This window comes from Streptomyces marinisediminis (assembly GCF_026262575.1).
In the GTDB taxonomy this organism is placed as follows: domain Bacteria; phylum Actinomycetota; class Actinomycetes; order Streptomycetales; family Streptomycetaceae; genus Streptomyces; species Streptomyces marinisediminis.
The window spans coordinates 137,043-163,158 of record NZ_JAPKFL010000007.1 but is presented as its reverse complement, the minus strand read 5'-3'; the positions used below and the strand labels follow the sequence as shown (position 1 = coordinate 163,158).

At 74.1% G+C, this 26,116-nt stretch carries 20 protein-coding genes and 2 pseudogenes; 13 read left to right on the top strand and 9 right to left on the bottom strand.

Annotation, left to right across the window (positions count from 1 at the left end):
* Window positions 1-7: 7 nt before the first annotated feature.
* From OSB71_RS08300 to OSB71_RS08275, 6 genes are all read left to right on the top strand, one after another.
* A complete protein-coding gene (locus OSB71_RS08300) occupies window positions 8-532 on the top strand; it encodes a GNAT family N-acetyltransferase (protein ID WP_265945925.1) in 525 nt (174 codons plus the stop codon).
* A 170-nt stretch (window positions 533-702) separates the two neighbouring features.
* Window positions 703-1,146 carry a DUF4229 domain-containing protein gene (locus OSB71_RS24475; RefSeq protein WP_323055259.1) on the top strand — a complete coding sequence of 148 codons (444 nt, stop codon included), beginning with the start codon at window positions 703-705 and terminating at the stop codon, window positions 1,144-1,146.
* A 129-nt stretch (window positions 1,147-1,275) separates the two neighbouring features.
* A complete protein-coding gene (locus tag OSB71_RS08290) occupies window positions 1,276-1,404 on the top strand; it encodes a hypothetical protein (protein ID WP_265945923.1) in 129 nt (42 codons plus the stop codon).
* Between the two features lie 98 nt (window positions 1,405-1,502).
* Complete coding sequence (locus OSB71_RS08285) at window positions 1,503-2,882, top strand: dicarboxylate/amino acid:cation symporter (protein WP_416237218.1); 1,380 nt, start codon at window positions 1,503-1,505, stop codon at window positions 2,880-2,882.
* A 217-nt stretch (window positions 2,883-3,099) separates the two neighbouring features.
* Window positions 3,100-5,073 (top strand): AMP-dependent synthetase/ligase, encoded by a 1,974-nt coding sequence (locus OSB71_RS08280; RefSeq protein ID WP_265945919.1) that lies wholly within the window; start codon window positions 3,100-3,102, stop codon window positions 5,071-5,073.
* Between the two features lie 221 nt (window positions 5,074-5,294).
* Complete coding sequence (locus tag OSB71_RS08275) at window positions 5,295-5,936, top strand: DUF2087 domain-containing protein (protein ID WP_265945917.1); 642 nt, start codon at window positions 5,295-5,297, stop codon at window positions 5,934-5,936.
* 73 nt (window positions 5,937-6,009) lie between these two features.
* Here OSB71_RS08275 and OSB71_RS08270 read toward each other — a convergent pair whose 3' ends face one another.
* A complete protein-coding gene (locus OSB71_RS08270) occupies window positions 6,010-6,552 on the bottom strand; it encodes a hypothetical protein (RefSeq protein ID WP_265945915.1) in 543 nt (180 codons plus the stop codon).
* Between the two features lie 387 nt (window positions 6,553-6,939).
* A complete protein-coding gene (locus tag OSB71_RS08265; RefSeq protein ID WP_265945913.1) occupies window positions 6,940-8,310 on the bottom strand; it encodes a helix-turn-helix domain-containing protein in 1,371 nt (456 codons plus the stop codon).
* Window positions 8,311-8,691: 381 nt separating this feature from the next.
* On the opposite strand from OSB71_RS08265, the gene rfbB reads away from it, so the two are divergent.
* From rfbB to OSB71_RS08235, 6 genes are all read left to right on the top strand, one after another.
* Window positions 8,692-9,717 carry a dTDP-glucose 4,6-dehydratase gene (gene rfbB, locus OSB71_RS08260; RefSeq protein ID WP_265945911.1) on the top strand — a complete coding sequence of 342 codons (1,026 nt, stop codon included), beginning with the start codon at window positions 8,692-8,694 and terminating at the stop codon, window positions 9,715-9,717.
* A 24-nt stretch (window positions 9,718-9,741) separates the two neighbouring features.
* Window positions 9,742-10,851: a DegT/DnrJ/EryC1/StrS family aminotransferase gene (locus tag OSB71_RS08255; protein WP_265945909.1), complete on the top strand. Its 1,110-nt coding sequence runs from the start codon at window positions 9,742-9,744 to the stop codon at window positions 10,849-10,851.
* Entirely contained in the window at window positions 10,848-11,492 is a 645-nt protein-coding gene (locus OSB71_RS08250; protein WP_265945907.1) for a formyl transferase, read from the top strand. Before OSB71_RS08255 ends, OSB71_RS08250 begins: the two co-directional genes overlap by 4 nt.
* 95 nt (window positions 11,493-11,587) lie before the next feature.
* Entirely contained in the window at window positions 11,588-12,826 is a 1,239-nt protein-coding gene (locus OSB71_RS08245; protein WP_265945905.1) for a UDP-N-acetylglucosamine--N-acetylmuramyl-(pentapeptide) pyrophosphoryl-undecaprenol N-acetylglucosamine transferase, read from the top strand.
* 464 nt (window positions 12,827-13,290) lie between these two features.
* Window positions 13,291-14,412 carry a hypothetical protein gene (locus OSB71_RS08240; RefSeq protein ID WP_265945903.1) on the top strand — a complete coding sequence of 374 codons (1,122 nt, stop codon included), beginning with the start codon at window positions 13,291-13,293 and terminating at the stop codon, window positions 14,410-14,412.
* 130 nt (window positions 14,413-14,542) lie between these two features.
* A complete protein-coding gene (locus tag OSB71_RS08235; protein WP_265945901.1) occupies window positions 14,543-15,265 on the top strand; it encodes an N-acetylmuramoyl-L-alanine amidase in 723 nt (240 codons plus the stop codon).
* Between the two features lie 299 nt (window positions 15,266-15,564).
* On the opposite strand, the pseudogene OSB71_RS08230 reads toward OSB71_RS08235, so the two are convergent.
* Window positions 15,565-16,557: pseudogene (locus OSB71_RS08230) on the bottom strand (zinc-binding dehydrogenase); the annotation flags it as partial.
* Between the two features lie 103 nt (window positions 16,558-16,660).
* Here OSB71_RS08230 and OSB71_RS08225 point away from each other — a divergent pair.
* Window positions 16,661-17,332, top strand: coding sequence for a pentapeptide repeat-containing protein (locus OSB71_RS08225; RefSeq protein WP_265945899.1), 672 nt, complete (start codon window positions 16,661-16,663; stop codon window positions 17,330-17,332).
* Window positions 17,333-17,452: 120 nt separating this feature from the next.
* Here the strand turns inward: OSB71_RS08225 and OSB71_RS08220 are convergent, their stop codons facing one another.
* From OSB71_RS08220 to OSB71_RS24605, 6 genes and pseudogenes are all read right to left on the bottom strand, one after another.
* Window positions 17,453-17,947, bottom strand: coding sequence for a hypothetical protein (locus OSB71_RS08220; RefSeq protein WP_265945897.1), 495 nt, complete (start codon window positions 17,945-17,947; stop codon window positions 17,453-17,455).
* 134 nt (window positions 17,948-18,081) lie between these two features.
* Window positions 18,082-19,065 carry a mechanosensitive ion channel family protein gene (locus OSB71_RS08215; RefSeq protein ID WP_265945895.1) on the bottom strand — a complete coding sequence of 328 codons (984 nt, stop codon included), beginning with the start codon at window positions 19,063-19,065 and terminating at the stop codon, window positions 18,082-18,084.
* A gap of 237 nt (window positions 19,066-19,302) precedes the next feature.
* Window positions 19,303-20,529, bottom strand: coding sequence for an MFS transporter (locus OSB71_RS08210; protein ID WP_265945893.1), 1,227 nt, complete (start codon window positions 20,527-20,529; stop codon window positions 19,303-19,305).
* Between the two features lie 84 nt (window positions 20,530-20,613).
* The gene (locus OSB71_RS08205) at window positions 20,614-21,360 is read right to left on the bottom strand and encodes a maleate cis-trans isomerase family protein (protein WP_265945891.1); all 747 of its coding nucleotides are present in this window, start codon (window positions 21,358-21,360) and stop codon (window positions 20,614-20,616) included.
* Window positions 21,361-21,656: 296 nt separating this feature from the next.
* The gene (pptA, locus tag OSB71_RS08200; RefSeq protein ID WP_265945889.1) at window positions 21,657-21,887 is read right to left on the bottom strand and encodes a tautomerase PptA; all 231 of its coding nucleotides are present in this window, start codon (window positions 21,885-21,887) and stop codon (window positions 21,657-21,659) included.
* Between the two features lie 30 nt (window positions 21,888-21,917).
* Window positions 21,918-25,797 (bottom strand): annotated as a pseudogene (locus OSB71_RS24605) (non-ribosomal peptide synthetase family protein).
* Window positions 25,798-26,116 lie beyond the last annotated feature (319 nt).

Here is a 26,116-nt window from a genome sequence, read left to right as displayed (position 1 = left end):
GGTACCGGTGGCGCTGACGCACGTGCTGGACCCGCCTCCGGAGCGGGAACTGCTCGACGGGATCTGCGGCCTGTGGGCCGACGTCGTCAACGCGGGCGGCGCCGTCGGCTTCGTCCCGCCGGTGACGCGCGAGGACGTCCGCCCCGAGCTGCTCAGGCACCTGACCGCGCTCACCGAGGGCCGCACGCGGCTGCTCGCCGGTTTCGACGCGCACGGCGAGGTGAAGGCCACGGCGTTCCTCACCCGCAACACCCACCGCCTGATGCGACACTGGGTGTGGCTCTACACCGTGATGGTGCACCCCGAGCGGCAGCGCGGGGGAGCCGGACGGGCCCTGCTGGCCGCCGCCGAGGACGCCGCCCGGGGCATGGACGGCATCCGCGGCATCCGGCTGACGTGCCGGGGCGGGATGGGCCTGGAGCACTTCTACGCCGCGTGCGGCTACAAGGAGGTCGGCCGCGTGCCGGACGCGATCCGGGCCGGGGCCGACGACTACCGCGACGACATCACGATGTGGCTGCCCCTGACATGACCACGGACCGAGAACACGCGCCCGAGCCCCGCGCCCCCCGCCACTCCGAGCCCCCGCCCGCCCCGCGCGACACGGGCCGGGAGCGGCCGGGCCCGCCCCGGCCCGCGCCGCTTCGAGACGACCCGCGCCAGGACCGAGACGCGTCGCGCCAGGACAAGGGAGACACCGCCGTGACCAGCACCACCAGCCCCGGCCCCGCCGGGGGACCCCGCGCCACCGAGGGCACCACCGAGGGCACCGGCGAGAACGCCGCCGCCCGCACGCCCGCCGCTCCGCCCGCCGCCGGCACGCCCGCCGCTCCGACCGCCGCCGGTCCCGGCACGCGGCACGCGGCGCTGCGGTACACGCTGCTGCGGCTGGGCCTGTTCGCCGCCTGCTTCGTCGTCCTGTCCGTGCTGGCCTGGTTCGGGGTCATCCCCGCGGGCCTGGGCAGGTCGAACCCGCTGTGGCTGCTCGCGCTGTCCATCCTCGTCTCCGCCCCGCTCAGCATGGTGCTGCTGCGTCGGCAGCGCGAGGCGATGGCCCAGCAGATCGCGCCGCGCGTGGAGCGCGTCTCCGGTTCGGTCAGGAACCGGCTCGCCGCCCACCGCGACCAGGAGGACGACGTCGCGTAAGACGCGTCACAGGGCCGCGCCCACCCCGTCGGGAATGCACCGTTCCCGGCGGGGTGTTGTGCTTCCACGCGCCCAGCGCCCAAAGGCAGGCTTTGAGAGCCCCAAAGAGGGAGTGTTAGCGTGACGCCCATGACGAACCCCGCCCGGCCCGGTGCCGCCCCGCGCGGCGCGCTGCTGGTGGCGCGGTTGCACGTCGATCTCTGCCGCTGTCACGCCATGGCCTGTTCCCCGGGCTCGGCCTGCTCCTCCACAGGCTGACGAGCCCGCGCCCCCTAGCGGCTTTCCGGCGGCCGGACGACAATCTCCGGCGCTCGACCCGTGCGTGTCCCGCTCCCTGCCCGCCTCTTCTCCGGAGTGTGTCCGTGTCCCCCACGTCTCCTCAGTCCCCCGCGTCCCCGGCCACCGGCCGCGCGCCGCGCGCCCGACGGTTCCCCCGGGTGCCGTTCTGGGCCCAGATCCTCACCGGCCTCGTCCTCGGCGTGCTGCTGGGCTGGCTCGCCCGCAGCGCCGACATCGCCTGGCTCGGCTCGGGCCTGGAGCGCATCGGCGACCTCTTCGTGCAGCTTTTGAAGCTCGCCGTGGCGCCGCTGGTCTTCTTCGCCATCGCCATCTCCATCACCAAGCTCCGCGACGTCTCCAACGCCGCCCGGCTGGCCAGCCGCACCCTGCTGTGGTTCCTGGCCACCTCGCTGGTCGCGGTGGCCATCGGCCTGACCATCGGGCTGCTCACCAACCCCGGCGCGGGCACCGGCCTGACCCCGGAGGACGGCGGCCGGCCCGAGAACTCCGGCTCCTGGCTGGACTTCCTCACCGGCATCGTCCCCTCCGACGTCATCACGCCGTTCACGGAGCTCAAGGTGCTCCAGATCGTCTTCATGGCCGCCGTCGCGGGCGTGGCCGCGCTGAAGATGGGGGAGCGGGCCGCCCCGCTGCTGGCCGTCGGCGAGTCGGTGCTCGCGCTGCTCCAGAAGGCGCTGTGGTGGGTCATCCGCCTGGCCCCGATCGGCACGCTCGGCCTCATCGGCAAGGCGATCAACGAGTACGGCTGGGACCTGCTGGGCCAGTACGCCACGTTCACCGTCGACGTCTACGTGGGCTGCCTGCTGGTGATGTTCGGCGTCTACCCGCTGCTGCTGGGGCTCGTCGGACGCGTCAGCCCGTTCCAGTTCTTCCGCGGCGCCTGGCCCGCGATCCAGCTCGCCTTCGTCTCGCGCTCCTCGGTGGGCACCATGCCGGTGACCCAGAAGGTCGTCGAGCGGCTCGGCGTCCCGCGTGAGTACGCCTCCTTCGCGGTGCCGTTCGGGGCGACGACGAAGATGGACGGCTGCGCCGCGATCTACCCGGCGCTCGCGGCGATCTTCGTCGCGGAAATTTTCGGCGTCACCCTGGGCGTGCAGGACTACCTGCTCATCGCCTTCGTCTCGGTCATCGGCTCCGCGGCGACCGCGGGCCTGACCGGCGCCACGGTCATGACCACGCTGACCCTCTCCACGCTGGGCCTGCCGCTGGAGGGCGTCGGCCTGCTGCTGGCCATCGACCCGATCCTGGACATGATGCGGACGGCGACGAACGTCACCGGCCAGGCGGTCGTCCCGGTGCTGGTCTCCGCCCGCGAGCGCATCCTCGACACCGACGCCTTCGACGCCGCCCGCTCCTTCGACCTCGACGAAGAGCCCGAGCCGTCCCGCCCCGCGCAGCCGGCCCCGGCCTCCTCCCCGGCTCCGGCCCCGGCCTGACCCCCGGCCCCACCCCGTCCCTCCCCACGGCGGGCGGCGCCTCCCCGCGAGGTGCCGCCCGCCGTGTTCGTGCGTCACCCGCGAGGCGCGGCGTGAAAACCCTGTGGGGATATCGCGCCGGGGGTGGTAATGGCGGGGCGGGGGCGGCAACCTACGGTTGGGTAAGTTTCATTGAACTGTTGTCGACAAGGGCCGGGGCACGGAGAGGACGTCACGCATGTCCGCACAGCACAGCACCGCAGCCACCCGCACCGCGACCACCCGCGCCGCGGCCCCCGGCGCCGCCCCGCCGCCCGCCGCCGGTGGGGCGCCGTCGGCCCAGCTCGTTCCCCCGCTCCTGCGCCGGTCCCGCGACGGCACGGTGCGCCAGGCCGAGATGCCGCCGCTGGTGCCCCCGGCCACGCACGGCTCACTGGCCGACATCCCGTTCACGAACGCCGCCGAGGCGCCCCAGGAGGTGGCGCTCGCCCGCCGCCGCCGCGACGGCGGCTGGGACGACGTCACCTGCGCCGCCTTCGCCGAGCAGGTGCAGGCCGTCGCGCGCGGCCTGCTCGCCGCCGGGATGCGTCCCGGCGACCGGCTGGCCATCATGGCGCCCACCAGCTACGCGTGGACGCTGCTGGACTTCGCCGCGTGGGCCTGCGGACTGATCACCGTGCCCGTCTACCCCACCTCGTCGGCCGCGCAGACGCGCTGGATACTCCAGGACGCCGGCTGCACCGCGATCGCGGTGCAGGACGTGGCGGGCGCGCGGCTGGTCAGCGGCGTCCGCGGCGCGCTGCCGTGGCTGCGGCACCTGTGGCAGCTCGACAACGGCGCGATCGAGCAGCTCATGGTCACCGGGCAGGCCGTCCCGGACGCGCTGGTCACCGAGCGCCGCGCGAACCTGACGCCGGACAACGTCGCCACGCTCATCTACACCTCCGGCACCACCGGCCGCCCCAAGGGCTGCATGCTCACCCACGGCAACTTCCTGGCCGAAGTGGGCAACGCGGTCGAGCTGCTGCACCCGGTGTTCAAGACCGTCAGCGACGAGCCCGCCTCCACCGTGCTGTTCCTGCCCCTCGCCCACGTCTTCGGGCGGATGGTGGCCATCGGCTGCCTGCGCGCGCGGGTCCGCCTCGGCCACGCGCCGAGCACCGACACCGACGAGCTGATCGCCGCCTTCGCCTCCTTCCGCCCGACGTTCCTGCTGGCGATCCCCTACGTCCTGGAGAAGATCTACAACCGGGCGCGGGCGACGGCCGAGGAGATGCGCCGGGCCTCGTCGTTCGAGCGGGCCGAGCGGGTCGCCGTCCGCTACGGCGAGGCGACCGCCGCCGACGCCGGGGGCGGCAAGCCCCCCGGCGTCGCCCTGCGCGCGGCGCGCGGCCTGTACGACGCGCTGGTCTACCGGCGGATCAGGGCGGCGCTCGGCGGCCACGTCCGACACGTGATCTCCGGCGGCTCGCCGCTCGGGCGGCGGCTGGGCGCCTTCTTCGCGGGCGCCGGGATCGAGGTCTACGAGGGCTACGGGCTCACCGAGTCCACGGCCGCCGCCACCTGCACGCCGCCGCTGCGCCGCAAGCTGGGCACGGTGGGCTGGCCGATGCCCGGCACGACGGTGCGCGTCGCGGCCGACGGCGAGGTGCTGCTGAAGGGCGCGACCGTCTTCGGCGGCTACTGGGACGCCGAACGCCAGGTCGTCGTGCCGGAGACGGACGACCAGGGCTGGCTGCCCACCGGCGACCTCGGCGCGCTGGACGACGAGGGCTACCTCACCATCACCGGGCGCAAGAAGGACCTGATCATCACCTCCGGCGGCAAGAACATCGCCCCCGCCCCGCTGGAGGACTGGCTGCGGGCCCACCCGCTGATCGGCCAGTGCCTCGTGGTGGGCGACAACCGCACCCACCTCGCGGCCCTGATCACCCTGGACCCCGACGGCCTGGGGCACTGGCGCCGCATGCACCGCAAGGGGGAGGTGCCGCTGCGGGAGCTGGTGCGCGACGCCGACCTGCGGCACAACATCCAGCAGGCGGTGAACGAAGCCAACAAGCTCGTCTCGCACGCCGAGGCCATCCGCCGCTTCACCGTGCTGCCCGTCCTCTTCACCGAGCGCGGCGGCCACGTGACGCCGTCCCTGAAGCTGCGCCGGGACCGTATCGTGCGCGACTTCCAGCAGGAGATCGACGCGATGTACGCGGAGTGATCCCCGGGCCGGCCCGCGCGCACCCCGCCCGGGGCGGCCGGACGGCGAGCGCCCGGGGGCGGAGCGGCACGGGTGTGCCTGGCCCCGCGGCGTCACCCGCCGGCGCGGGACCGGCGGCGGCGCGGGACCGGCGGCGGTGCGGGCGCGGGCGGGACGGCGGGGCCGGGCCCGGCGGCGCAAAATCGGTGGACCGGCCGTGGGCACCGGGCCACCATGGCCCGATGGCCACCCCTGACGCTTCCGCCGCCCCCGGCGCCACCGCTGCCGACCCCCTGGCCGACGAGCCCGCCGCGCCCGGCGAGCCGTACGGCCCCGTCGACCCCGCCGCGCTCGTCGGCCTCCTCGCCGAACCCGTCCGCCTGCGTGTCTTCTCCGCCGTCGCGCTCGGTGCCACGTCGCTCGCCGAGGCGGGCCGTGCCGCGGGCGCGGGGGCGGGCGAGGTGGCCACGGCCGTCCGGCGGCTGGAGCGCGGCGGACTGCTCACCTGCGCCGACGGCCGCCTGCGGGCCCGTCCCGAGCGCTTCACGGAGGCCGCCCGCGCCGCGAGCACCCGCCGCGCCGAGCCGCCGGAGTCGCACGGCACCGGCGACCCGGCCGCGGAGGCGCTGCTGCGCACGTTCGTCCGCGACGGCCGCCTGCTGCGGCTCCCCGCCCAGTTCGACCGCCGCCGCACCCTGCTGCGCCACCTCGCCGCGCGCACGTTCGCCCCGGACGAGGCGTACGACGAACCCGCCGTCAACGACCGCCTGCGCGCGTGGACGGAGCACTCGGGGACCGACCACGTCACCGTGCGCCGCCACCTCGTCGACCACGGCTTCCTCACCCGTGACGCGGGCGTCTACCGGCTGGGAGCGGCCGCGTAGGCGCCGCACGCGAGGGGAGGGCGCGACCGCCCCGGCGGTCACGCCCTCCCGTGCTCGCGGACTCGACGAGCCGTCAGCACATGTTGGTCTTCATGACGTTGTAGATGCTGCCCCAGCTCGCGCAGCCCTGCGCGGAGTGGCCGTACCAGTTGTGCCCGAACTCGTGGGCCGACAGCAGGGCGAAGTCGTTGACCCGGGTCGACAGCGCGATGCGCTGCCCCTGGCCCCAGTTGCAGCCGACGACGTAGGTGCCGCCGCAGCCCTGGACGTACCCGCTCGTGCAGGAGACCGGGGTCCCGCTGCTCGCCGTGCGCACGCCGCCGCCCCAGAAGTCGGCGCCCCGCACGATCGCGTTCTCGTAGCCGCGGCACGACGAGGTGATGTGGTAGTACCAGGCCTGCGCCTTGACGTCCTCACCGGCCGCCTGGGGCGACGCCGTCGCCTGCTTCCCGGCCTGGTCGCCGACGAGGTTGCCGCCGTCGGCCGTGGCCGCCGCGCCGACGGCGAGGGCCCGGGGCGCGTTCGTCGTCTCCGCCGCGTTGGCGGTGACCGGGAACATGACCGCCAGGGCGACCACCATGGCCGAGCCGAGCAGTCTCCGAACTGTCGAGAGCATGACAAACCTCCTTGTGGGGGGACGCCGATGCCCCGTCCACCAGCAGCCGTGGACACCGGCGCGACACCGCGCGCCGCACACCCCCGAGCCTGACGGGAGCACGCCAATATCGCGCGGACAGTGGGCAGGAAGTTATGCCTCCCCCGCCGCCCTGACCATCCGTGAGCCCGAATCTACGGATACCTAAGAAACCCCACCATCTCCCCCCACCGAACCCACCCCCAGAACGAGACGCTTCCCCCGCGGCCTCAACCGTTACGGCCCGCCCGCCCCTCCGGCACTCGCCCGCAACGCGTGCCACGTCGACGGGAGCTGGTGGCTCCCCACCGATCACCCGCCTCAACAACGTCGCGAGGCAATACAACTGGATACCCGGTAGGCAGTGTGTCAGGCGAGGGCGCCGACCCGGCGGGCGAATGCTCGTACGCCGGGGAGGGTGCGGTCGTGGCGCATGAGGCCGGCTGCCATGGTCCGGACGGAGTCGCGGCGGGCTTCCTGTGGCGCTGCCTGCTCAGCGGCCAGGAGGGCTCGGTAGCAGCGGTCGGGTTTGCTCCACTGGTCGAAGGCGCGGGCGACGTCAATCCAGTAGCGGGCCTGGCGTTCGGTGGTGGGCAGCGCGGCGGCGTCGATGTGGCGGGCGTGTTCGATGGCTTGGCCCGCGTCGCCGAGCAGGTAGCTGATCGAGACTCGGTGGAGGAGTACCTGGCTGGGGCCGAAGACGTTGCCGCGGAGCAGTGCGTCGTGGCCGAGCTGTCCGGCGGTTGCCTGGGCTTCAGCGATGAGGGTGTGTGCGGTGTGCCGGTCGCCCTGCTTGGCGGCGGTGTAGGCGGCGGTGGCGTAGAGGTTGCCCTGGACGGAAAGCCGTTCGGTCGCGTCGGTGTTCCGGTCGGTGCGCAGCTGCTGGGCGGCGGTGACGGCGACGTCGGTGGCGCGGCCGTAGTGTCCTTGGCGGCGCCAGGCGGAGGAGACCATGCGGTGCGCTTCGGCGACGGTGAGGGCGTCGGCGCCGCCCAGCGCTGCGGTGAGTGCTCGGTCGGCGGTGACGGCGGCCAGACCGTCTTCGCCGAGTTTGATGCACAGCCGGGTCGCTGTGGTGTAGAGCTCGGCGACCGCGGTCGCCGCCTGTTCCGGATGACCGTCGGCTCCGAGTACCTGGGCGAGCGCGATCCGGCCGGGGAGGGCGCGGGCGAGCGCGTCGTAGCGGCAGGCGCTGAAGTCCTGCCGGGAGGCATGCACCGCTGCGGTGATGCTGGATGGGTTGGGGTCCGCGTTGAGGGCCCGGTCGTGCCGCCGGTGCAACAGCAGGTCTTCCAGGCCGGACAGGCTCGGCTGCGCCGCAGCGTGGGCAGCGGCCGGGGAGCTGAGGACCGCGCTGGTGGTGGCTCCGGCCAGGCCGGCCAGGAGTTCGCGGCGTCGCACCGGGTCGTCCCCCTCTGCGCCGAACAGGGCTTGCGCCGCCACCTTACCGGCGCCGGGTCCCTCCGGCGCTGCGCGCTGGTGTGGTGGCGCGAGACCGAGCAGATGCGGCGGGATGTCCAGGCAGGCCGCGAGCCGCTGGAGCAGCAGCACGTCACGCATCGGCTGCCTGCCGCGTTCCATCCGGGACAGGGAGGCGGCGGTGTAACCGACCTGTTTGCCGAGATCGGCAAGTGTGATGTCAGCCGCCCGCCGGGCCAGCCGGACGATCGCCCCGGCGTCGTGGCGGGCAAGGGCCTCACGCATCGCTGCTGTGCGCCAGATCGGATGGGCGTTGTACACGACTCACCTCCTGCCCCGGGGGCTCATTGTCCCGTCACAACGTCCTGTCAGCACCGGAGGTTGTAAGCCGTTTACGCCGCGTGCAAAAACCGTGTGCGCGGTCGGAGGCTGCCTCTCCCCGTGGAGAGCGAGCTGCGGTGTCCTCGTGGACACGGGCGGCCCGTAGCGGAGCGGGCCGCAAGCACCCCACCCCAGTGAGGTGAGTGAGATGAGCGCGCTGACGGTCTCCGGCCGTGCCGGGCGCCGGGTGCTGGCAGCGGCTGGCCCTTTGTTGATTTTCGCCATCGGGTACGGCATGGGCGCCACTCCCGCCGCGACGTGGGCGACCGCTCCGTAGGCGGCGCCCGCACGGTTGATCCCCTTCGATCAGAGGCAGGTTCCATGGAGAAAGTGCTCGTCACCGGTGGTGCCGGGTTCATCGGATCGCACTTCGTGAAGCGTCTGCTGCGCTGCGCGGACGTCGCTGCGGTGACTGTGTTGGACGCCCTGACCTATGCCGGGCACATCGAGAATCTGGGCGAGGCGTTCCTGTCGCCCAAGCTGACCTTCGTCGAGGGCAATATCCTCGATGCTGGTCTGGTGGACGATCTGGTTGGCCGGCACACGGCGATCGTGCACTTCGCAGCAGAGTCCCATGTGGACCGCTCGTTCTTCCAGGCGGGCGACTTCGTGACGACGAACGTTCTGGGGACGCAGACCCTGCTGGATGCGGCCAGGCGGCTGGGCACCGGGAAGGTGGTCCACGTCTCCACCGACGAGGTGTACGGGCCGCTGGAGACGGGTGCCGCCGCGGAGAGCTGGCCGCTGCGGCCCACCGTCCCCTACGCCGCGTCGAAGGCCGCCAGCGATCTCGTGGCGCTGTCCTACTTCCACACCTACAACGTGCCCGTCTGCGTCACGCGGTCCTCGAACAACTACGGCCCCTCCCAGCACCCCGAGAAGATCATCCCCCTGTTCATCACCCGCTTGCTGAAGGGCGGGAAAGTCACTCTCCATGGCCGGGGGGAGCACATCCGCAACTGGCTGCACGTGGAGGACAACTGCCAGGGCATCGAGCGTGTCCTGCGCGACGGCGGCCCGGGCGAGGTTTACAACATCGCCGGTGGCACAGACCTGACGAACACCCAACTCACCGAGGTCATCCTGCGCCTGTGCGGCGCCAGCTGGGACGCCGTTGAGTATGTGCCGGACCGGCAGGCCAACGACATCCGCTACGCGATGGACTGCTCGAAGATCACCGAGCGTCTCGGCTACCGGCCCCGGCAGGCTCTGGACGAAGGGCTGGCGCAGACCGCGCAGTGGTACCGGGCCAACCCCAGCCGCTGGGCGCCGCTCTTGCGGAACCCGCGTGCGCCCATGGCCGCGCTCACCGTCCCGGACGCCGGCACCGCAGCCGCTCCCCGCTGACCCCATCCCCGGAACGAGGAACACATGAGCACGCTCTCCTACGGACGAAACGCCCGCCCCTACCTCTACGGCCAGGAGTTGGAAGCTGTCGCCGAGGTCCTGGAGGCCGGCCAGTATGGCCACGGCGAGGTCACCGAACGATTCGAGAAGGAGATCGCGCACTTCTTGGGTGTCCCGGACGCCGTCGCGGTCTCCTCGGGCACCGCCGCCCTCCACATTGCTCTCCTGGCCGCCGGTATCGGCCCCGGAGACGAGGTGATCGTCCCCTCCTTCACCTTCTGCGCCACCGTCCACGCCATCGTGGCCAGCGGCGCCGCACCTCGCTTCGCCGAAGTCAACCCGGACACCGGCTGCGTGGACAGCCACAGCATCGCCGAAGCCCTCACCCCGGCGACACGCGCGGTACTGCCCGTCCTCTACGGCGGCCGGGCGGTCGAGCTGCACGGTCTTTGCGACGAACTGGCCGGGCACGGCATCACCGTCGTGGAGGACGCCGCCCACGCCTTCGGCTCCTACCAGGGTATCCGGCGCGTCGGCGCCACCGGAGCGCTGACCTGCTTCAGCTTCGGGCCGATCAAGAACCTGACCTGCGGGCAGGGCGGCGCGATCATCCCCCGCGATCCACAGGAGGCGGAGCGGGCCCGCGCGATCCGCCTGCTCGGCATCGCCGCCACCGCCGAGGACCGCACGCGTATCGCCGCCTACCGAGTCCAGGGCATCGGACTGCGGGCCCACCTGTCGCAGATCAACGCGGCCATCGGCCTCGCCCAGCTCCCCCACTTCACCACCGCCCGGACCCTGCGCACGGGCCTGTGGCGGAGCTACGCGACCGCCCTCAAGAGCGTGGACGCGGCCATCCTGGTGGACGCCGACGTCGAACACGCCGTTCCGTCGCTGTGCGCCGTGCGCGTGCCCGACCGCGACCGTGTCTTCGACGCCCTGCGTGCCCGCGGTATCGGAGTGGGCACGCACTACCCGCCCAACCACCTCCAGCCCGCCTTCGCCCGCTGGCACCGGCCGCTGCCGGTCACCGAACACCTGGGGCAACACATCCTGACCCTGCCCTTCCACCAGCACATGGACGACCACGACGTGCGGGTGACCGTCACCGCGCTCGGCGAGGCGCTGTCATGAGGCGGGCCGCCGTCCTCGGCAAAGGGGAGCTGGCCCTCCACGCCTGCCACACGATCGCCCAGCTACCCGGAACCGTCCTGGACACGGTCATCCCCACCACCCCCGAACCCCCGTGGGACATGCGGCTCTCCGAACACGTCGCCGAGCGCTGGCCGACTGTCCGGATCGTGCATTCGGGTGACTGGCGCGCGCTCGAACCGGGCCGCTGCGGCCTCGTCTTCAGCGTCCTCTACGACAAGATCATCGGCAGCAGCCTGATCGATGCCACCGAGCAGATCATCAACTGCCACCCGGGCCGCCTGCCCGAGTACCGAGGGGCCCGGCCGGTGAACTGGGCCCTGCGCAACGGCGAGAGCCTGCACGGCATCACCATCCACACCATCGACCCCGGCATCGACTCCGGCCCCGTGCTCGCCGAAGCCGTGTTCTCCATCTGGCCCGAGAGCGACGAAGTGCGCGACGTCTGGCAGCGGTCGATCCGCTACGGAAAGCTCCTCATCTCCGACACCCTGCCCCGACTCGACCGCATCACCCCCGTGCCGCAGGACGAATCCCGGGCAGTGACGCGCTACCGCCGCGACAACCGCGCGCTCGGCGACCGCGGCGACTGGAGCAGAAGCCTGTCCACGGGCAACACCTGAAACCGGCAGTGGCCCGCTGCTATCGTCCGCGACACCCGCACACCGCCAGCGCCGGCGTGGGGTCGGCGCCCCGACGAACGGAACACTCCTCCGCCGTGACCCGCGACCCCCTCGCCATCCGCATCCGCCGCCTTGACCGGCCTTTCCGCCTCCTCGTCACCGGAGGCGGAACCGGCGGCCACACCTACCCCGCACTCACCGCCGTCCGCGCCACCCGGGCCCGCCTCGCCCAGCACGGCAAAACCCTCGACGTGCTGTGGGTCGGCACCACGAATGGCCTGGAAGCCCGGGTGGCCCCCGCCGAAGGCATCCCTTTCAAGACCGTCACCACCGGCAAGATCCGCCGCTCCAGCAACCCGCTCAAGCTGGCCTCCCCGGCCAACATCAAGGACATGGGCCGCGTCCCTCTCGGCATCGCCCAGGCCCGCTCCATCGTCTCCGGCTTCGCACCCGACGTGGTCCTGTCCACCGGCGGCTACGTCGCCGTCCCCATCGGCCTGGCTGCCACGTTCTGCCGTCGCCCCCTGATCCTCCACGAGCAGACCGTCCGCCTCGGGCTGGCCAACCGCGCCCTCGCCCGCGCCGCCACCCAGGTCGCCGTCTCCTCCGAATCCACCCTCCCGCTCATCCCCGAGGCCGCCCGCGCCACCGCGATCGTCACCGGAAACCCCGTTCGCCCCGAGATCCTGACCGGCCACCCCGACAAAGCCATCAGCGCCCTCGGCCTCACAGGCCTCTCCCGCACCCTGCCCACCGTGTATGTCACCGGCGGAGCCCAGGGCTCCGCACAGATCAACACCCTGCTCCAAGGCGTCCTGCCTTGGCTCCTCCAGTCAGCCAACGTGCTCCACCAGTGCGGCGCGGCCTCCCTCGACCAGTGCCGCCAGCACGCAGACACCCTGCCCCCGCAACTGCGCGCCCGCTACTGGGTCAGTGACTTCATCGGCCCCGAACTACCCGACGTACTCGCTCTCGCTGACATCGTCATCTCCCGCAGCGGCGCCGGCACCATCGCCGAGCTCACCGCCCTGGGCAAGCCCTCCATCCTCATCCCGCTCGCCTCCTCCGCCGGGAACGAACAGGCCCACAACGCCCAGCATCTGGAACGCTCCGGCGCCGCCATCGCCCTCACCAAAGAGAACGCCACCACCGAACGACTCCGGGACGCCCTGGAACCAGTCATCACTTCCCCGGAACGGCGTACCCACATGGCCCACCAGGCCCGCGGCCTCGGCCGCCCCGACGCCGCCGCACAGCTGACGACCGCCCTGCTGCAAGCCGGGCTCCCAGCGGCCCCTCAGGCCGCCCTGTTCACGCGTCAGGTCATCGGGTGACCCGCAGGTCCCAGCCGGTCCCGTCAGGACCGGCTGGGCGGCGGTGCGGGTCCGGGGACACTGGTGGTATCGGCCTGGCAAGTGGAAAGTCACCCGACGTGGCCTCCGGGCTGTCCGGCCGTGGCCCGACACCGCTCCGCACCGTCTCGGCAGGCCGCCTGGGCGGGGGAGGGCGGCCATGCCGGGTGCGGCGGGCCCCGCCGTGCTCGGGAGTCGGCGTCCTGGGCCGCGGGCGGCAGGCCGGTCATGGGCTCAACGTGTGCAGCGACGGGTGCAGTTGAGGGCTGGCACGCACGGTGTGCACACCGGCCGGGTGCCCGGGCCGTAGCCGGCGACGCGGTAGGAAGCGGTGAGCCGGTGTGGGGGTGGGTCACCCGGTCGGGCGGTGTGGGGGCGCGGTGGGGGGAGTGGGGGCGCAGCGTGGGAGGGGTCGGGTCACGGAGTCGCGGGAGCGAGGTCGCGGGATGGGGCGCAGGCGGAGGCTGGCGGCGGGGCTGCTGGTGGTGGCGGTGGCGCCCGGGTGCACGGTGGACGGTGGCCGGGACGCCGCCGCCGTGGGCGCGGTGGCCCCGTCACCGTCCGGGGCGGCCACCCGGTCGGCGGCGCTCGCGGAGGGCGTGCAGGCCGCCGTGGCCCGGGTGTGGCCGCGCACGCGGGCGTTCTGGCCCGGGGCGGACTTCGCGGCGCACCGGGTGATCGTCGGCGACGGTGACGCGGCGTTCGCCGTGGACGCGGGCGGGCTGCGCCCGGTGTCGCCCGACGAGTTCGCGGCGCAGGGCGTGCGCGTGCCCGGACCGGGCGGGGCCGACGCCGTGACGTGGGACGGGGAGCCGTCGGTCGTGGTGCGCCCGGAGGCGGCCGGGCGGCCGGAGCCGGACCCCACGGGGCTGCGGTCCGCCGATCCGGCGCTGGCCCTGTTCGCGCTGGCCACGCGTGAACTGTTCCACCTCCGCGTGCAGGAGGACTGGCCGTCGCTGGCCGTTCCCGCGGAGGGGGATGGCGGCGGGCCGGGCGGCGGTGGACCGCGCGGTGACGGACCGGGCGGCGGTGGACCGGGCGGCGGTGGACCGGGCGGGGAAGGGCCGGCGGAGGCGGGGGCGAGGCTGTACCGGGCCATGGTCTACAACCGCCTGCTCGACGCCTACCGGGACCCGGGCGCCCGGGACGGGCACCTCGCCGCGGCGGCGTACTGGCACGGCCGCTGGGCCGCGGAGTACCCGCGGGAGGCCGCGGGGCAGCGGCGCGCGGATCTGGTGGAGGGCACGGCGGCGTACGTCGAGCAGTACGCCGTGGCGATGGCGGCGGCCGACGACCCGGCCGCCTACGTCACCCGCACGTACCGTCCGATGACGGCGCCGGACCGGGACGCGGAGCCGCGGGCGATCGGCGCGCTGGCGCTGCTGAACGCCGACGCGCTGGGCCTGGACGCCAAGCGGCGGCTGGCCCGCGAGCCGGTGACGCCGGTGGAGGCGCTGCTGGAGGGGGTCGAGCCGCGCCGCGACGCCGTCCCGGCGGAGGTGCGCGCGGGGTTCGCGCGCGGCGCGGCGGAGGCACGGGCGCGGCCGGAGCCGTCGGTCGCGCCGTAGGGGGTCGTGCGGGGGCCGGCCGGTGGGTTGGCGGGTTGGCGGGATCTTCGTGCAGCTCAGGATGGGTGTGGTCACTCGAATGGGCGTCCCCCGGGCGGCGTAGGCGGGGGTGGCGGCGCATGGTGGACGCATGTGGCCGCGCAAGGTCGCGCTGGCGGTGGCGGTGCTGCCGCTGGCGACGCTGGTGACCTGGAGCGCTCCGGAACGGATCGGGGTTCCGGAGCGGGAGGTGACGCGCGCCGGACCGGCCGCGCCCCGCCCGCCGATCGTCGGACGCGCGAGCTGGGACGCCGACGAGGGCGCGGTGCGTGAGCAGCCCGTGTACACCGGGTCTGTCGAGGGCGTCGTCGTGCACCACACGAACCACCCGAACGGGTACGACTGCGAGCAGGACGTGCCGGAGCTGCTGCGCGCCATGCAGGAGGCGCACATCGAGGGCGAGGGGTGGGACGACCTGGGGTACAACTTCGTCGTCGACCGGTGCGGCAACGTCTACGAGGGCCGGGGCGGCGGCGTCGACCGGGCGGTGCTGGGTGCGCACACCAAGGGCTTCAACGACCGGACGGTGGGCATCGCGGCCCTCGGTGACCTCGGCGAGGGCGCGGAGGTGCCGCGGGCGATGCTGGCCGCGATCGCGGCGGTGGCCGCGTGGAAGCTGCGGCCGGGCGCGGACCCGGAGGGCACGGTGCGGCTGGTCTCGACCAACGACGCGAGCCGCTACCCGGAGGGGACGACGGCCACCTTCGACGTCATCGCGGGGCACCGGGACGGCTACCACACCGACTGCCCGGGGCAGGCCCTCTACGACGCGCTGCCCTGGGTGCGGGCCGAGACGGCCCGCCTACGGGAGTGACCCCGCCCGCCCAGCCGTCCCGGGCCCCCGCCCCGGGCCGCGGTTCGGTGCGAGGCTCACTCCGGCGGCCCGCCGCCGGGGCCCCGCTCCGGAGCCCGGCCCCTGACCGCCCCGGGCTCCGCCACGGCTGCCCCAGCCGGTCGGGCGGCGCGCCCGGCACACCCGAGCCCCTGGCCCGTTGGTCCCGGCTCGGTGGCCGTGGCTCGGTGGCCCCGACTCGGCGGCCTTGCCTCGGCGGCCCCGGCCCCGACACCCCGGCCCCGGCCTCCCGGGGCGCTCGGGTGCCACGGCGGTGCGCACGGGGTGAGGACGACCTTGCCCGTCGTCGCGCGTTCTTCGAGTGCGCGGTGGGCGCGGGACGCGTGGGCGAGGGGGAAGCGGTGGACCGGTGGCCGGAACGTTCCGTCCGCCAGCCGGGCCATCGCCCGCTCCTCCAGCACGCGCAGGTTCCGCATGCCGCCGATCTTCGCGAACATCGGCTCCCCGAGCACCACCTGCGAGGTGACGCCCCGGGCGGCCTGCTCGGTCTCGTCGAGCACGGCCAGGCCGGACGGGTCGAACCCGGTGGAGGCGTACCCATACGAGAGGTGGGAGCCGCCCGGTGCCAGGAGGTCCACCGCCGCCCGGGCCACGTCACCGCCCACGCCCTCGAAGACGTGGGTCGGCTTGCGCGAGACCCGGCTCGTCCAGTCCGCGGCGCGGTAGTCGACCGCCTCGTGGGCGCCCAGCTCGCGCACGGCCGCCGTCTTGGCCGGGCCGCCCGCGGCCCCGATCACGTGGGCGCCCGCCCGGTGGGCGTACTGCACCAGCAGCGAGCCGATGCCGCCGGCCGCCGCGAGGACCAGCACGGTGTCCCGGGGGCCCAGCCCCTCGGCGAACTGCAGGATGCCCATCGCGGTGCGCCCGGTGCCGACGACGGCGACGGCCTGCTCCGGGGCCACGTCGTCCGGCAGCGTGTGCAGCCGCTCCGTGCCGGTGACCGCCAGCTCCGCGTAGCCGCCGGGGACCATGCCCAGGTGTGCGACGACGCGCCGCCCGAGCCACTTTGGGGCCACGTCCGCGCCCAGTGCCGTGACGCGCCCGGCCACCTCGCGGCCCGGCACCGTCGGCAGCTCCGTGGGGGCCGGGGTGGGCCCGAGCTGCAACCCCTGCCGCAGCGCGGTGTCCACCAGGTGCACCCCGGCCGCGGCCACCTCGATCAGCACCTGGCCGGGGCCCGGCTCCGGGTCGGCGACCTCCTCGTAGGTCAGGTTCTCGGCCGGTCCGAACGCGTGCAGTCGTACGGCGTGCATGGCGTGCCCCCTCGGGTGGAGTGTCTCCGTCTCGCTCCCGAGCCTCCAACGTGAACCTAGGTTGAAGTCAAGCGCCGGTCCGCGCGACCGGCATGCTGGGGCCATGACGCGCCGCACGCCCCGGACCGGACCCACGCCGCCCCGCCCGCCCGAGCTCGCCCACGCCGACCTGCGCCCCCACCCCGGGCCGCTCGTCCCCGAGGGCGACTACGACACCGAGCGCTTCACCGGCCTCGACCTCACCCGCGCCCACGCGCCCGGCGCCCGGTTCCTGGACTGCGCGCTCGCCGACGTCACGCTGGACGAGGCCGGGCTGCGCGGCGCGCGCTTCACCGACTGCGCGCTGACCGGCGTCCACGGCGTCGGCACCGACCTCGCCGACGCCGGCCTCCGCGACGTCGAGATCGCCGACGCGCGCCTCGGCGGCGTCCGGCTCCACGGCGCCGTGCTCCGCCGCGTCCGGTTCCGGGGCGGCAAGCTGGACTACCTCAACCTGCGCGGCACCACCCTGACCGACGTGGTCTTCGAGGGCTGCGTCCTGGTCGAACCGGACCTGGGCGACGCCCGGCTGGAGCGCGTCGCCTTCCGCGACTGCACCCTGCGCGACGTCGCCCTCAGCGGCGCCACGCTGCGCGACACCGACTTCCGGGAGGCCGCCGGGCTGACACTCGCCCACGGCGTCGACGCGCTCGCCGGCGCCACCCTCACCCCGACCCAGCTCCTCGACCTGGCCCCGGCCCTCGCCGCCCACCTGCGCATCGACGTCCGCGCGTAGCCGCGCCCCCCGGCGCCCCCGCCCCGCGTCGTCGGCGTGCGTCCCGGCTGCGTGCGTCCCGGCCCCGTGCGGCCGGGGCCGGGCCTCCGCGTCCGCGCCTCCCCGATCCTCGCCGGCTCCTCAGACGCGGGGGAAGCGGGCCTGGAGGTGCCACACGGCCGGGTTGTCGCCCAGGTCGTCGTGGAGGTCGACCAGGTCGGCGATCAGGTCGTTGAGGAAGTCGCGGGCCTCGCGGCGCAGCTCGGTGTGGAGCACGGCGAGCGGCGCCTCGCGCGGAGCCCAGTCGGCGGTGATCTCCACGGTGCCGAAGCGGCGGGTGAAGCGCAGGCGGTCGGTGGACTCGGTGAAGTCCAGCTCGGCGTGGCGCGGCCGGGCGGAGCGGCTGCCCAGCGCGTCCCGGTCGAGGTGTTCGACGACGTCGCACAGGGCCCACGCGAAGTCCAGCACCGGCACCCACCCCCAGGCGGTGGCCAGTTCCCGGTCGGAGTCCACGTCGGCCAGGTAGACGTCGCCGCAGAACAGGTCGTGCCGCAGCGTGCGCACGTCGGCGTCCCGGTACCGCGTCTGCGGGGGGTCGGGGAACCGCCGCGAGAGCGCGTACCCGAGGTCGATCATTCCCCGATGCTCCCACGCCCCGCCGGGGACGTCGCACCCGCGGTCCCCGGCGCCCCCACCGTGCCGCACGCCCCGCGCACGCCCCGCCCGGGAGGCCGTCGCCGCCGCGCCCCGTCCGGCCGTTGGCGGCGGCGTCAGAGCGAGGGGAGCGAGCTGTCGCCGCGCTGGGAGGGCACGGTGCCGTCCTTCGGCTCGCGCAGCCACACCGTGCGCTGCGGGAAGGGCAGTTCGACCCCGGAAGCGTCCAGCGCGTCCTTCACCCGGCGCCGCAGCTCGCGGGTGACGCCCCACTGCTGGAGCGGCTGCGTCTTGACCGCCAGGCGGACGACGACGCCGTCCGCGTCCAGCGACTGCACGCCCCACACCGACGGGTCCTCCAGCAGCACGTCCGCGAACTCCGGGTCCTCGCGCAGCGACCGGCCCGTCTCCTCCAGGACGCGGTAGACGGTGTCGAGGTCGGAGTCGTAGGCGACCGAGACGTCCAGCACCGCGCGCGCCCAGTCCTGGCTGTCGTTCTTCACGCGCAGGATCTCGCCGTTGCGGATGTGCCACAGGCTGCCGTTGATGTCGCGCACCTGCGTCAGCCGCAGCCCGATCTGCTCGACCTCGCCGACGGCCTCGCCCAAGTCCACGACGTCCCCGACGCCGTACTGGTCCTCGACCATGATCAGCAGGCCGGACAGGTAGTCGGCGACGAGGCTCTGCGCACCGAAGCCGATGGCCAGGCCCACCACGCCGGCGCTGGCCAGCAGCGGGCCGAGCGCGATGCCCACCTCGCCCAGCACCATGGCGAACGCCATGACGGCGACGACGATGGTGACGAAGCTGCTCAGCACCGAGCCGATGGTCTTCGCCCGCTGCTCACGCCGCTCCCGGGCCCGGCTCGGGTCGCGTTGCAGCACGGCCGGGGCGCGTCCGCGCCGCGCGGTGCCGCCGGTGCCCGGTTGGAGGACGCGCTGCACCACCCGGCTGATGGCCCGCCCCGCCACGGCCCGGAGGACGAACGCGGCGACGACGATGAGGAGGATGCGCAGGGACGCGGCGAGCAGGTCTCCCCATTCGTCCCACAGCCAGTCCGGCGCGGACGCCGCCTGCACGTTCAACTTCGATGGGTGCACGGGAAGAACTCCGCCCTTCACGCTCGACAGCAGACTCCGGTCGAACGTACTGGGGCGTGCGGAAGGGGTCAAAAAGCGTGTTCCGGGCCGGTCCGCCCAGTGCGGGACCGGCCCGGAACACCGCCGGCCGCCCGCCCGCCACCGCGCGGCGGGCGCCCGTCGGCCGCCCGGGACGCCTGCTCCCGGGCGGGTGCGGTCAGCCGGTCAGCCGGTCAGCCGGTCAGCCCGGTCAGCCGGTCAGCCGGCCACCCGGTGGCCCGGCCGGAAGCCGTGCGCCCTGGCCGCGCCGACGACCGCCAGCGCGCCCAGGGACAGCGCGAGCAGGACCCACGGGAAGGAGGCGGGCCCGGCCGACTCCAGCAGGAGGCCGCCCACGACACCGCCGCCCGCGACGGCGAGGTTGAACACCGTGACGAGCATCGACTGGGCGACGTCGGCCCCGTCGCCCGCCGTGTCGGCGATCGCGGTCTGCAACAGGGTCGGCGCGCCGCCGAACGTCAGGCCCCAGGCGACGACGCCGACGACCACCGCGACCGGGGAGCTGTGCCCGATGCCCAGCACCAGGGCCGCGACGGCCAGACCCGCCAGGCTCGCGACGGTCAGCAGGCGCAGTCTGCGGTCGACGAACAGACCGGTGAACCAGACGCCCACGATGGCGGTGGCGCCGAACACCAGCAGCATCACGTCGACCCGCTCGCCCAGGCCCGCGTCGTCCAGGAACGGCGCGATGTAGGTGTACAGGACGTTGTGGGCGAGAATCCACAGGAAGATCACGGCGAGGACGGCGCGGATGCCCGGCATCAGGAAGATCTCCCGGATGGGGCGGCGCTGGGCGGCCGTCTGCCCGGCGAAGTCGGGCACCAGCGCGCGCACCCAGATCATCAGGGTCAGCGCCACGGCCGACATGATCCAGAAGACGCCCTGCCAGGTGACGTGGGAGCCGAGCCAGGTGCCCAGCGGGACGCCGAGGGTCAGGGCGATCGGCTGGCCCACCCCGACGACGGCCAGGGCGCGGCCCTGGAGGTGCTCGGGCACCAGGCGCCGGGCGTAGCCGGCGAGCAGGCCCCAGATCACGCCCGCCGCCATGCCCGCGAGGAACCGGGCCCCCAGCGTGACGGCGTAGCTGCCGGACAGTGCCGTGACGGTGTTGAAGACGAACAGCCCGCCCACCGCGGTCAGCAGGAGCGGCCTGCGGCGCACGCTGCGGGTCGCGGCGATCACCGGGATCGCCGCGAGCACGGACCCGAGCGCGTACAGGGTGACGAGCTGCCCCGCCATTCCCTCGGACACGCTCAGGCCGTTCGCGATCTGCGGGAGCAGCCCCGCGGGCATGGTCTCGGTCATGATCGCCAGGAAGCCGGCGGCGGTGAACGCCAGCAGCTTCAGGTGGGGGAGCCGGTCCTCGGTGGACGGCGGACTGAGGGGCGGCGCGGTGGTGTTGTCGCCGCTGTGGGTGGTGGTCACGAGTTCTCTCCAGGAGGCGCGGACCGTCTCCTCGGACGGGACGCTGTAGCGCGGGTGGGTGTGCCGCGGGCGGCCGCCGGGCTCTCAGTGCTCGGACAGCAGGGAGCCGTGGCCGTGGACGCGGTCGTGGATGCCGTTCTGGCGCAGTGCGTGCCAGTACAGGACGGTGTTGTTGGAGAGCACGGGCTTGCCGATCCAGTCCTCGGCGGCGGCCGCGACGCTCGCCATGGCCACGTTCGTGCCGACCTGGACGATCGCCTCGACCTCGGGGCCGTCGATCTCCTGGACCACGGCGCGCAGCCGCTCCGCAGGGACGTGGGAGATCTTGGCCGGGCTGGGCATGCCGAGCCCCCGGACGCGCACGACCTCGTAGCCGTTGTCCTTGAAGAACCGGCTCACCGAGTCGTCTCCGACCGGCAGGTAGGGCGTGACGACCGCGATCCGCCGCGCGGTGTGCACGTTCAGCGCGGCGTTAATGGCGTCGGGGCTCATGACGACGGGCAGCCCACCCGCGGCCTCGCGCATGGAGTCCAGGACGCGCGCGTGGGAGTCCGGCCCCTCCCAGTAGCTCTCGGGGGAGACGCCGATGATCACGCAGTCGGGGTTGCAGCTCACGACGCTTCTGATCGCCGGGTGGGTGGAGCCGCGGATGCTTCGCATGACGTGGTCGAAACCGGGTTCGTCGACCATGGAGTCGTCACCGATCACCATGCGGCCGGTGTGGTTGGTGACCTGGTGGGGCCGCAGCGCCTCCATCTCCGGCTGGGCCGAGGTGTTGGTCGAGGGCACGACGACGCCGACCTTGAGACGCGGGCCGAGTGAGTCGGTCATGGGTGGTTCCTGCCTTCTGGTGGGTGTGTGGTCACTGGAACGCGCGGCGAACGGACGGCCTGGCCCCGGACCGGCGGACGCCCCGGGTGCCGGCCGCCGGCCGGGGCGGGCACCGGCCTTGGGCGGAACTGGTCCGGGGTCCGGCCACCGGCCCGGGCCCGGGCTGCCGGGCCCGGCGCCGGACACCGGGCCGCGACGGCCGCGCGGCGCGGTGGCCGCCGCGGTCGCCGGAGGTCCGGGCGGCCGGAGCCGGAGCCGTCGGCGGTCCGGCCGCCGGAGCACGGGCCCGGCCGGGGTCAGGCCCGGTAGTCCGGGGCCTTGATCAGCCGGTGGGGGTGGGCCTCGATGGCCGTGGTGACGACCCGCTCGGTCCACTCCTCCGGCGCGACGGCCTCCAGGGCTATGGACACGGCCCCGCGGTGGGTGCCGAAGTGCTCGGCCACGACCGCGGTCAGCGCCTCGGCCAGCCGGTCCCTGTCCTCGTCGGAGAGTTCCTTGGGGAAGTGCTTGATGTCCACGTGCGGCACGGCGGTGCTCCGGTTTCCGTAGGGCGTGGGTCAGCGGGCGTCGAGACGGTCGCGGACGGCCGCGACGAGTTCGCCGACGCCGTGTTCCTTCAGCACGCTGTAGTGGTCGCCGTCCAGCGTGAGCACCGTCGGCGGGGCGGCGGAGTAGCCGGCGGCGCCCTCGATGAAGGAGTAGTCGTCGCCGGCCGCCTTGAAGAGCGTCACCGGCGCGTTCAGCCTGCGCTCGGTCAGTTCGCGGAAGGTGTAGTCGAACTCGTAGGTCGCGGCGACGATCCGGGTGATGCGCCGCACGAGCCGCGCGTCGAGCGCGGGGAGGAGGTCGGCGACGAAGGCGACGAAGCTGTCCTCGTCGTGGGTGGCCCGCAGGCAGCGCTCCACCTCGGGGCCGGTGACGGAGCCGGTGAAGACCGAGAACAGGATCGTCACGTAGGCGGGGTTGCCGTAGGAGGACTGGCGGCCGTGCCGGGCGGCGTCCGCGGCGCGCACCTTCGGGTTGCCGGGGCAGATGAGGAAGAGGTGTTCCACCTCCGCGCCGAGCCGCTGGAGCTGCCAGGCGGTCTCGAACGCGACGCGCGCCCCGAAGGAGTAGCCCCACAGCCGGTAGGGCCCCTCCGGCTGCACGCGCCGGATCTCGGTGACGTCGGCGGCGGCCATCGCCTGCACGGTCGGGTGGGGCTCCTCGCCGGGGTTGATGCCGTGGGCCTGCACCCCGTAGAAGGGTTGCCGCAGTCCGCACTCCCGGGCCAGCGTGCGCAGGTTCATCGGGTAGCCGCCGAGCCCGGGCCAGCAGAACACCGGAGCGGCGTCCGCCCCCGTGCGGCCGCTCCCCGTGCCGCCGTGGAGCCGCACCAGCCGGGAGGCGGCTCCCGCGGAGTTCTCGGCGATGCGGGCGGCCAGCGCGGAGAGCCTGGGCGCCTCGAAGACGACCTGGAGCGGCAGCCGCGTGCCGTGCTCGCGGTTGATCCGGTTGACCAGGGCGACGGCGGTCAGGGAGTTGCCGCCCGCGGCGAAGAAGTCGTCCTCCGCGGAGACGTCCTCGTAGCGCAGGGCCTCGCCCCAGGCCGTGGCGAGCCACCGCTCCTGCGGCGTGGCGGGGGCGACGTAGGGCGCGCTGCCGGTCGCGGTGCGGACGTCCTCGCGCGCGGCGAGAGCCTTCGCGTCGACCTTGCCGTTGGCGGTCAGCGGCAGGGCGTCCAGCACCAGGACCCGGTTGGGCACCATGTAGTCGGGCAGCACGTCGGCCAGGTCGTCCTTGACGAGCTCGGCGGGGCCCTTGACGTGGACGGCGTCCTCGGTCATGCCCTCGCTCGCGACCTGCTCCGGGCTCACCGGGCCGCCCACGAAGAAGTAGGACGGGCCGCCCTCGATCCCCTGGGCGGCGAGGATCTCGTCCATGCGCCGGGCGGCCGGGAGCGGGTGGCCGGACTTGGAGCTGTAGCCGGAGGACATGAAGCCCAGCGCCTGGCGGTTGCGCTGGAGCCGGTGGAGTTTGGTGCCCATGCCGATGTAGCGCAGCCACGGCTCGGGCGCCCGGCTGACGACGGTGATGCCGAAGGCGGCCCGGTCGTACACCGCCTGGTTGATGGCGATCACGTGCTTGCGCTGGATCACCGCGTCCGTCAGGAAGTCCAGGCGGCCGTCCCGGTAGCGGTAGTGCCCGGCGGGCAGGTCCGCGACGCGGTCGGGGGCCGCCTGCACGTAGACCTCGGTCGGGTCCTGCGGGGGCGTGCCGTCGCCCGGCCGGACGGCGAAGGTGCCGAGGTAGTGGTCCTCCGCGGCGACCTCCAGACGGTCCTTGACCCCGGGGTGGAAGGCGTGCGCCCGCAGGGTGAGTCCGTACGCGGGCAGCATCTCCTCGAACACGCCGACCATGTGCCCGGCCTCGAACTCCAGGACCTCCTGGACGTTGGTGGCGTACACCGGCTCGATGGCGCGCCTCTTGCCGAGGAAGTGCACGCGCAGCCAGGCGCCGTCGGCCGGGTCGCCGGCGTCCGCGCGCGTCGCCGATCCGGACCAGGGTGTGGTCGGCGGGGTGGTGGTAGTACAGGCCCGCCGCCACCCCGTCCAGGCCGCCGGTCTCCAGGTAGGTCTGGGTGGCGTACAGGGCGCCGGGGGAGGCGTAGGAGTACTTCGGCAGCAGCCGCTCCTCGCTGTGGAACGGCCCGAACCAGCGGAGCAGTTCGCCCAGTTGGGGCAGGGTCAGCTCGCGCACCGCGCGGGACGGACCGGTGGCCGGCCGCGGGGCGAGCAGCCGCAGCAGGTCGTCCCGGGAGACCGGGCGGCCGTCGTAGAAGCGGTAGGTCTTGCGGGCGAACGTCTCGGCGCGCTGGCGGGCGCTCGCCTCCCGGCCGGGCAGCGGGAGCACCGGCCGCCCGGCCAGCTCCCCGGGGTCGCGCAGACCGGCGCCCGCGAGCTGCGCCTTGACCTGGAGCTTGCTGGACTTGGACTGGTGGTGGGCGCCGTGGTTGCCCTGGTCCATCACGGCGGCTTCCCGGGGGTTCAGCTCGATGCACGCGACGAGGTTCTGGGAGCCGGTGCGCGGGTCGTCGGTGACGACGGCCGCCGCGCGGCGTATCCAGGCGTGTTCCTCGATGGCCAGGGCGATCTCGTCCAGCTCGACGCGGTACCCGCGGAGCTTGACCTGGTTGTCGGCCCGGCCCACGCAGGTGATCGTGCCGTCGGGGTTCCAGCGGGCGAGGTCACCGGTGCGGTAGAGGCGCTCGGTGGGGACGAACGGCGACGGGACGAAGCGCTCGTCGGTCAGGTCCGGCCGGTGCAGGTAGCCGCGGGCGAGCTGGACGCCGCCGATGTAGAGCTCGCCGGTGGTGCCGATGTCGACGGGCGCGCGCTGCTCGTCGAGGATGTAGCACTGGGTGTTGTCCACCGGCACGCCGATCGCGACCGAGCCGGGGCCGTCGTCGAGCGTGTCCGGGTCCACCAGGCAGGCGGTCGCGTTGATGGTCGTCTCGGTGGGCCCGTAGAGGTTGACCAGCGAGGCCCAGGGCAGTTCGTCGAGCAGTGCGCGGGCCAGCCTGCGGGAGAGCACCTCGCCGCCGGAGAAGACGCGCTGGAGCGTGGTGCACGTCTTGAGCGCGCCGGTGTCCAGCAGGGCCTGGAGGAGCGTGGGCACCGCCTGTAACGCCGTCACGCCGTAGGCGTCGACGGCGGCGATGAGCCTCTCCGGGTCGCGGTAGACGCCGGGGGCGCCGACGACGACGCGGGCCCCGGCGGCCGGGGCCAGGATCTCCCACTGGGCCGCGTCGAAGCTCATCGGCGTCTTCTGGAGGACGGTGACCTCGCGGTCCAGGTGGCCGAAGGACTGCATCCAGCGGAGCTGCGACACCACGCTGCGGTGCTCGATCATCACGCCCTTCGGCTTCCCCGTGCTGCCGGAGGTGTAGATGACGTACGCGAGCGAGTCGGGCCGCGGCCCGGGCACGGCCGGACCGCCCGCGCCACCGCCGGAGGCGGTGGCGCGGGCGGTCGCGGAGGCGGTGGTGACGCGGGCGGTGTGGCCGAGGCCGCCCCCGGAGGCGACGGCGGGGCCGAAGCCCGCGGTGTGCGGCCGGACGAGCTGGGCGTCGGTGAGCGTGACGAGGCGGGTGCCCCGCCGGGCGATGCGGCGCAGCCGCTCCCGTAAGTGCGCCTGGGTGACGACGACGTCGGTGCCGCTGTGCTCCAGCATGTAGCGCAGCCGCTCCTCCGGGTACTCCGGGGACAGCGGCAGGTAGGCGGCTCCGGCGAACAGGACTCCCCAGGCCCCGGAGACCAGGTCCAGCGACGGCTCGGTGCAGAGCCCGACGGTGTCGTCGACGCCCACGCCCACATCGCGCAGGTGCGCCGCCAGCCGCCGCGCGGCGAGCTGGAGCTGGCGGAAGGTGAGCCGGCCGGCGTCGCCCACGACGGCCACGGCCTCCGGCCGCGCCGCGGCCTGCTGCTCCAGCAGCCCGGGCAGGCAGGTGCCGGGCACCTGGCCGGCGTCGCGTACGGGCACGGCGGATTGAGCTGTCTTCACGTGATCCCCCTAGATCGGCGGGCTCCTCCCCGTGTGCCATGCCGCGGGCGTCGGTGCCCGGGCTGGTCTGGAGCCCTGACGGCGCCGGCCTGGGTGAGCGTCCGGCCCTCGCCCGTGCTCCCCGCACGCCGGGCCGGTGCGTCCCCCAACCCGGGGCGCCGCGTCGACTGGGGGGAGACAACCACACGGTGCGGCGGCACCTCAAGGTTTTTTA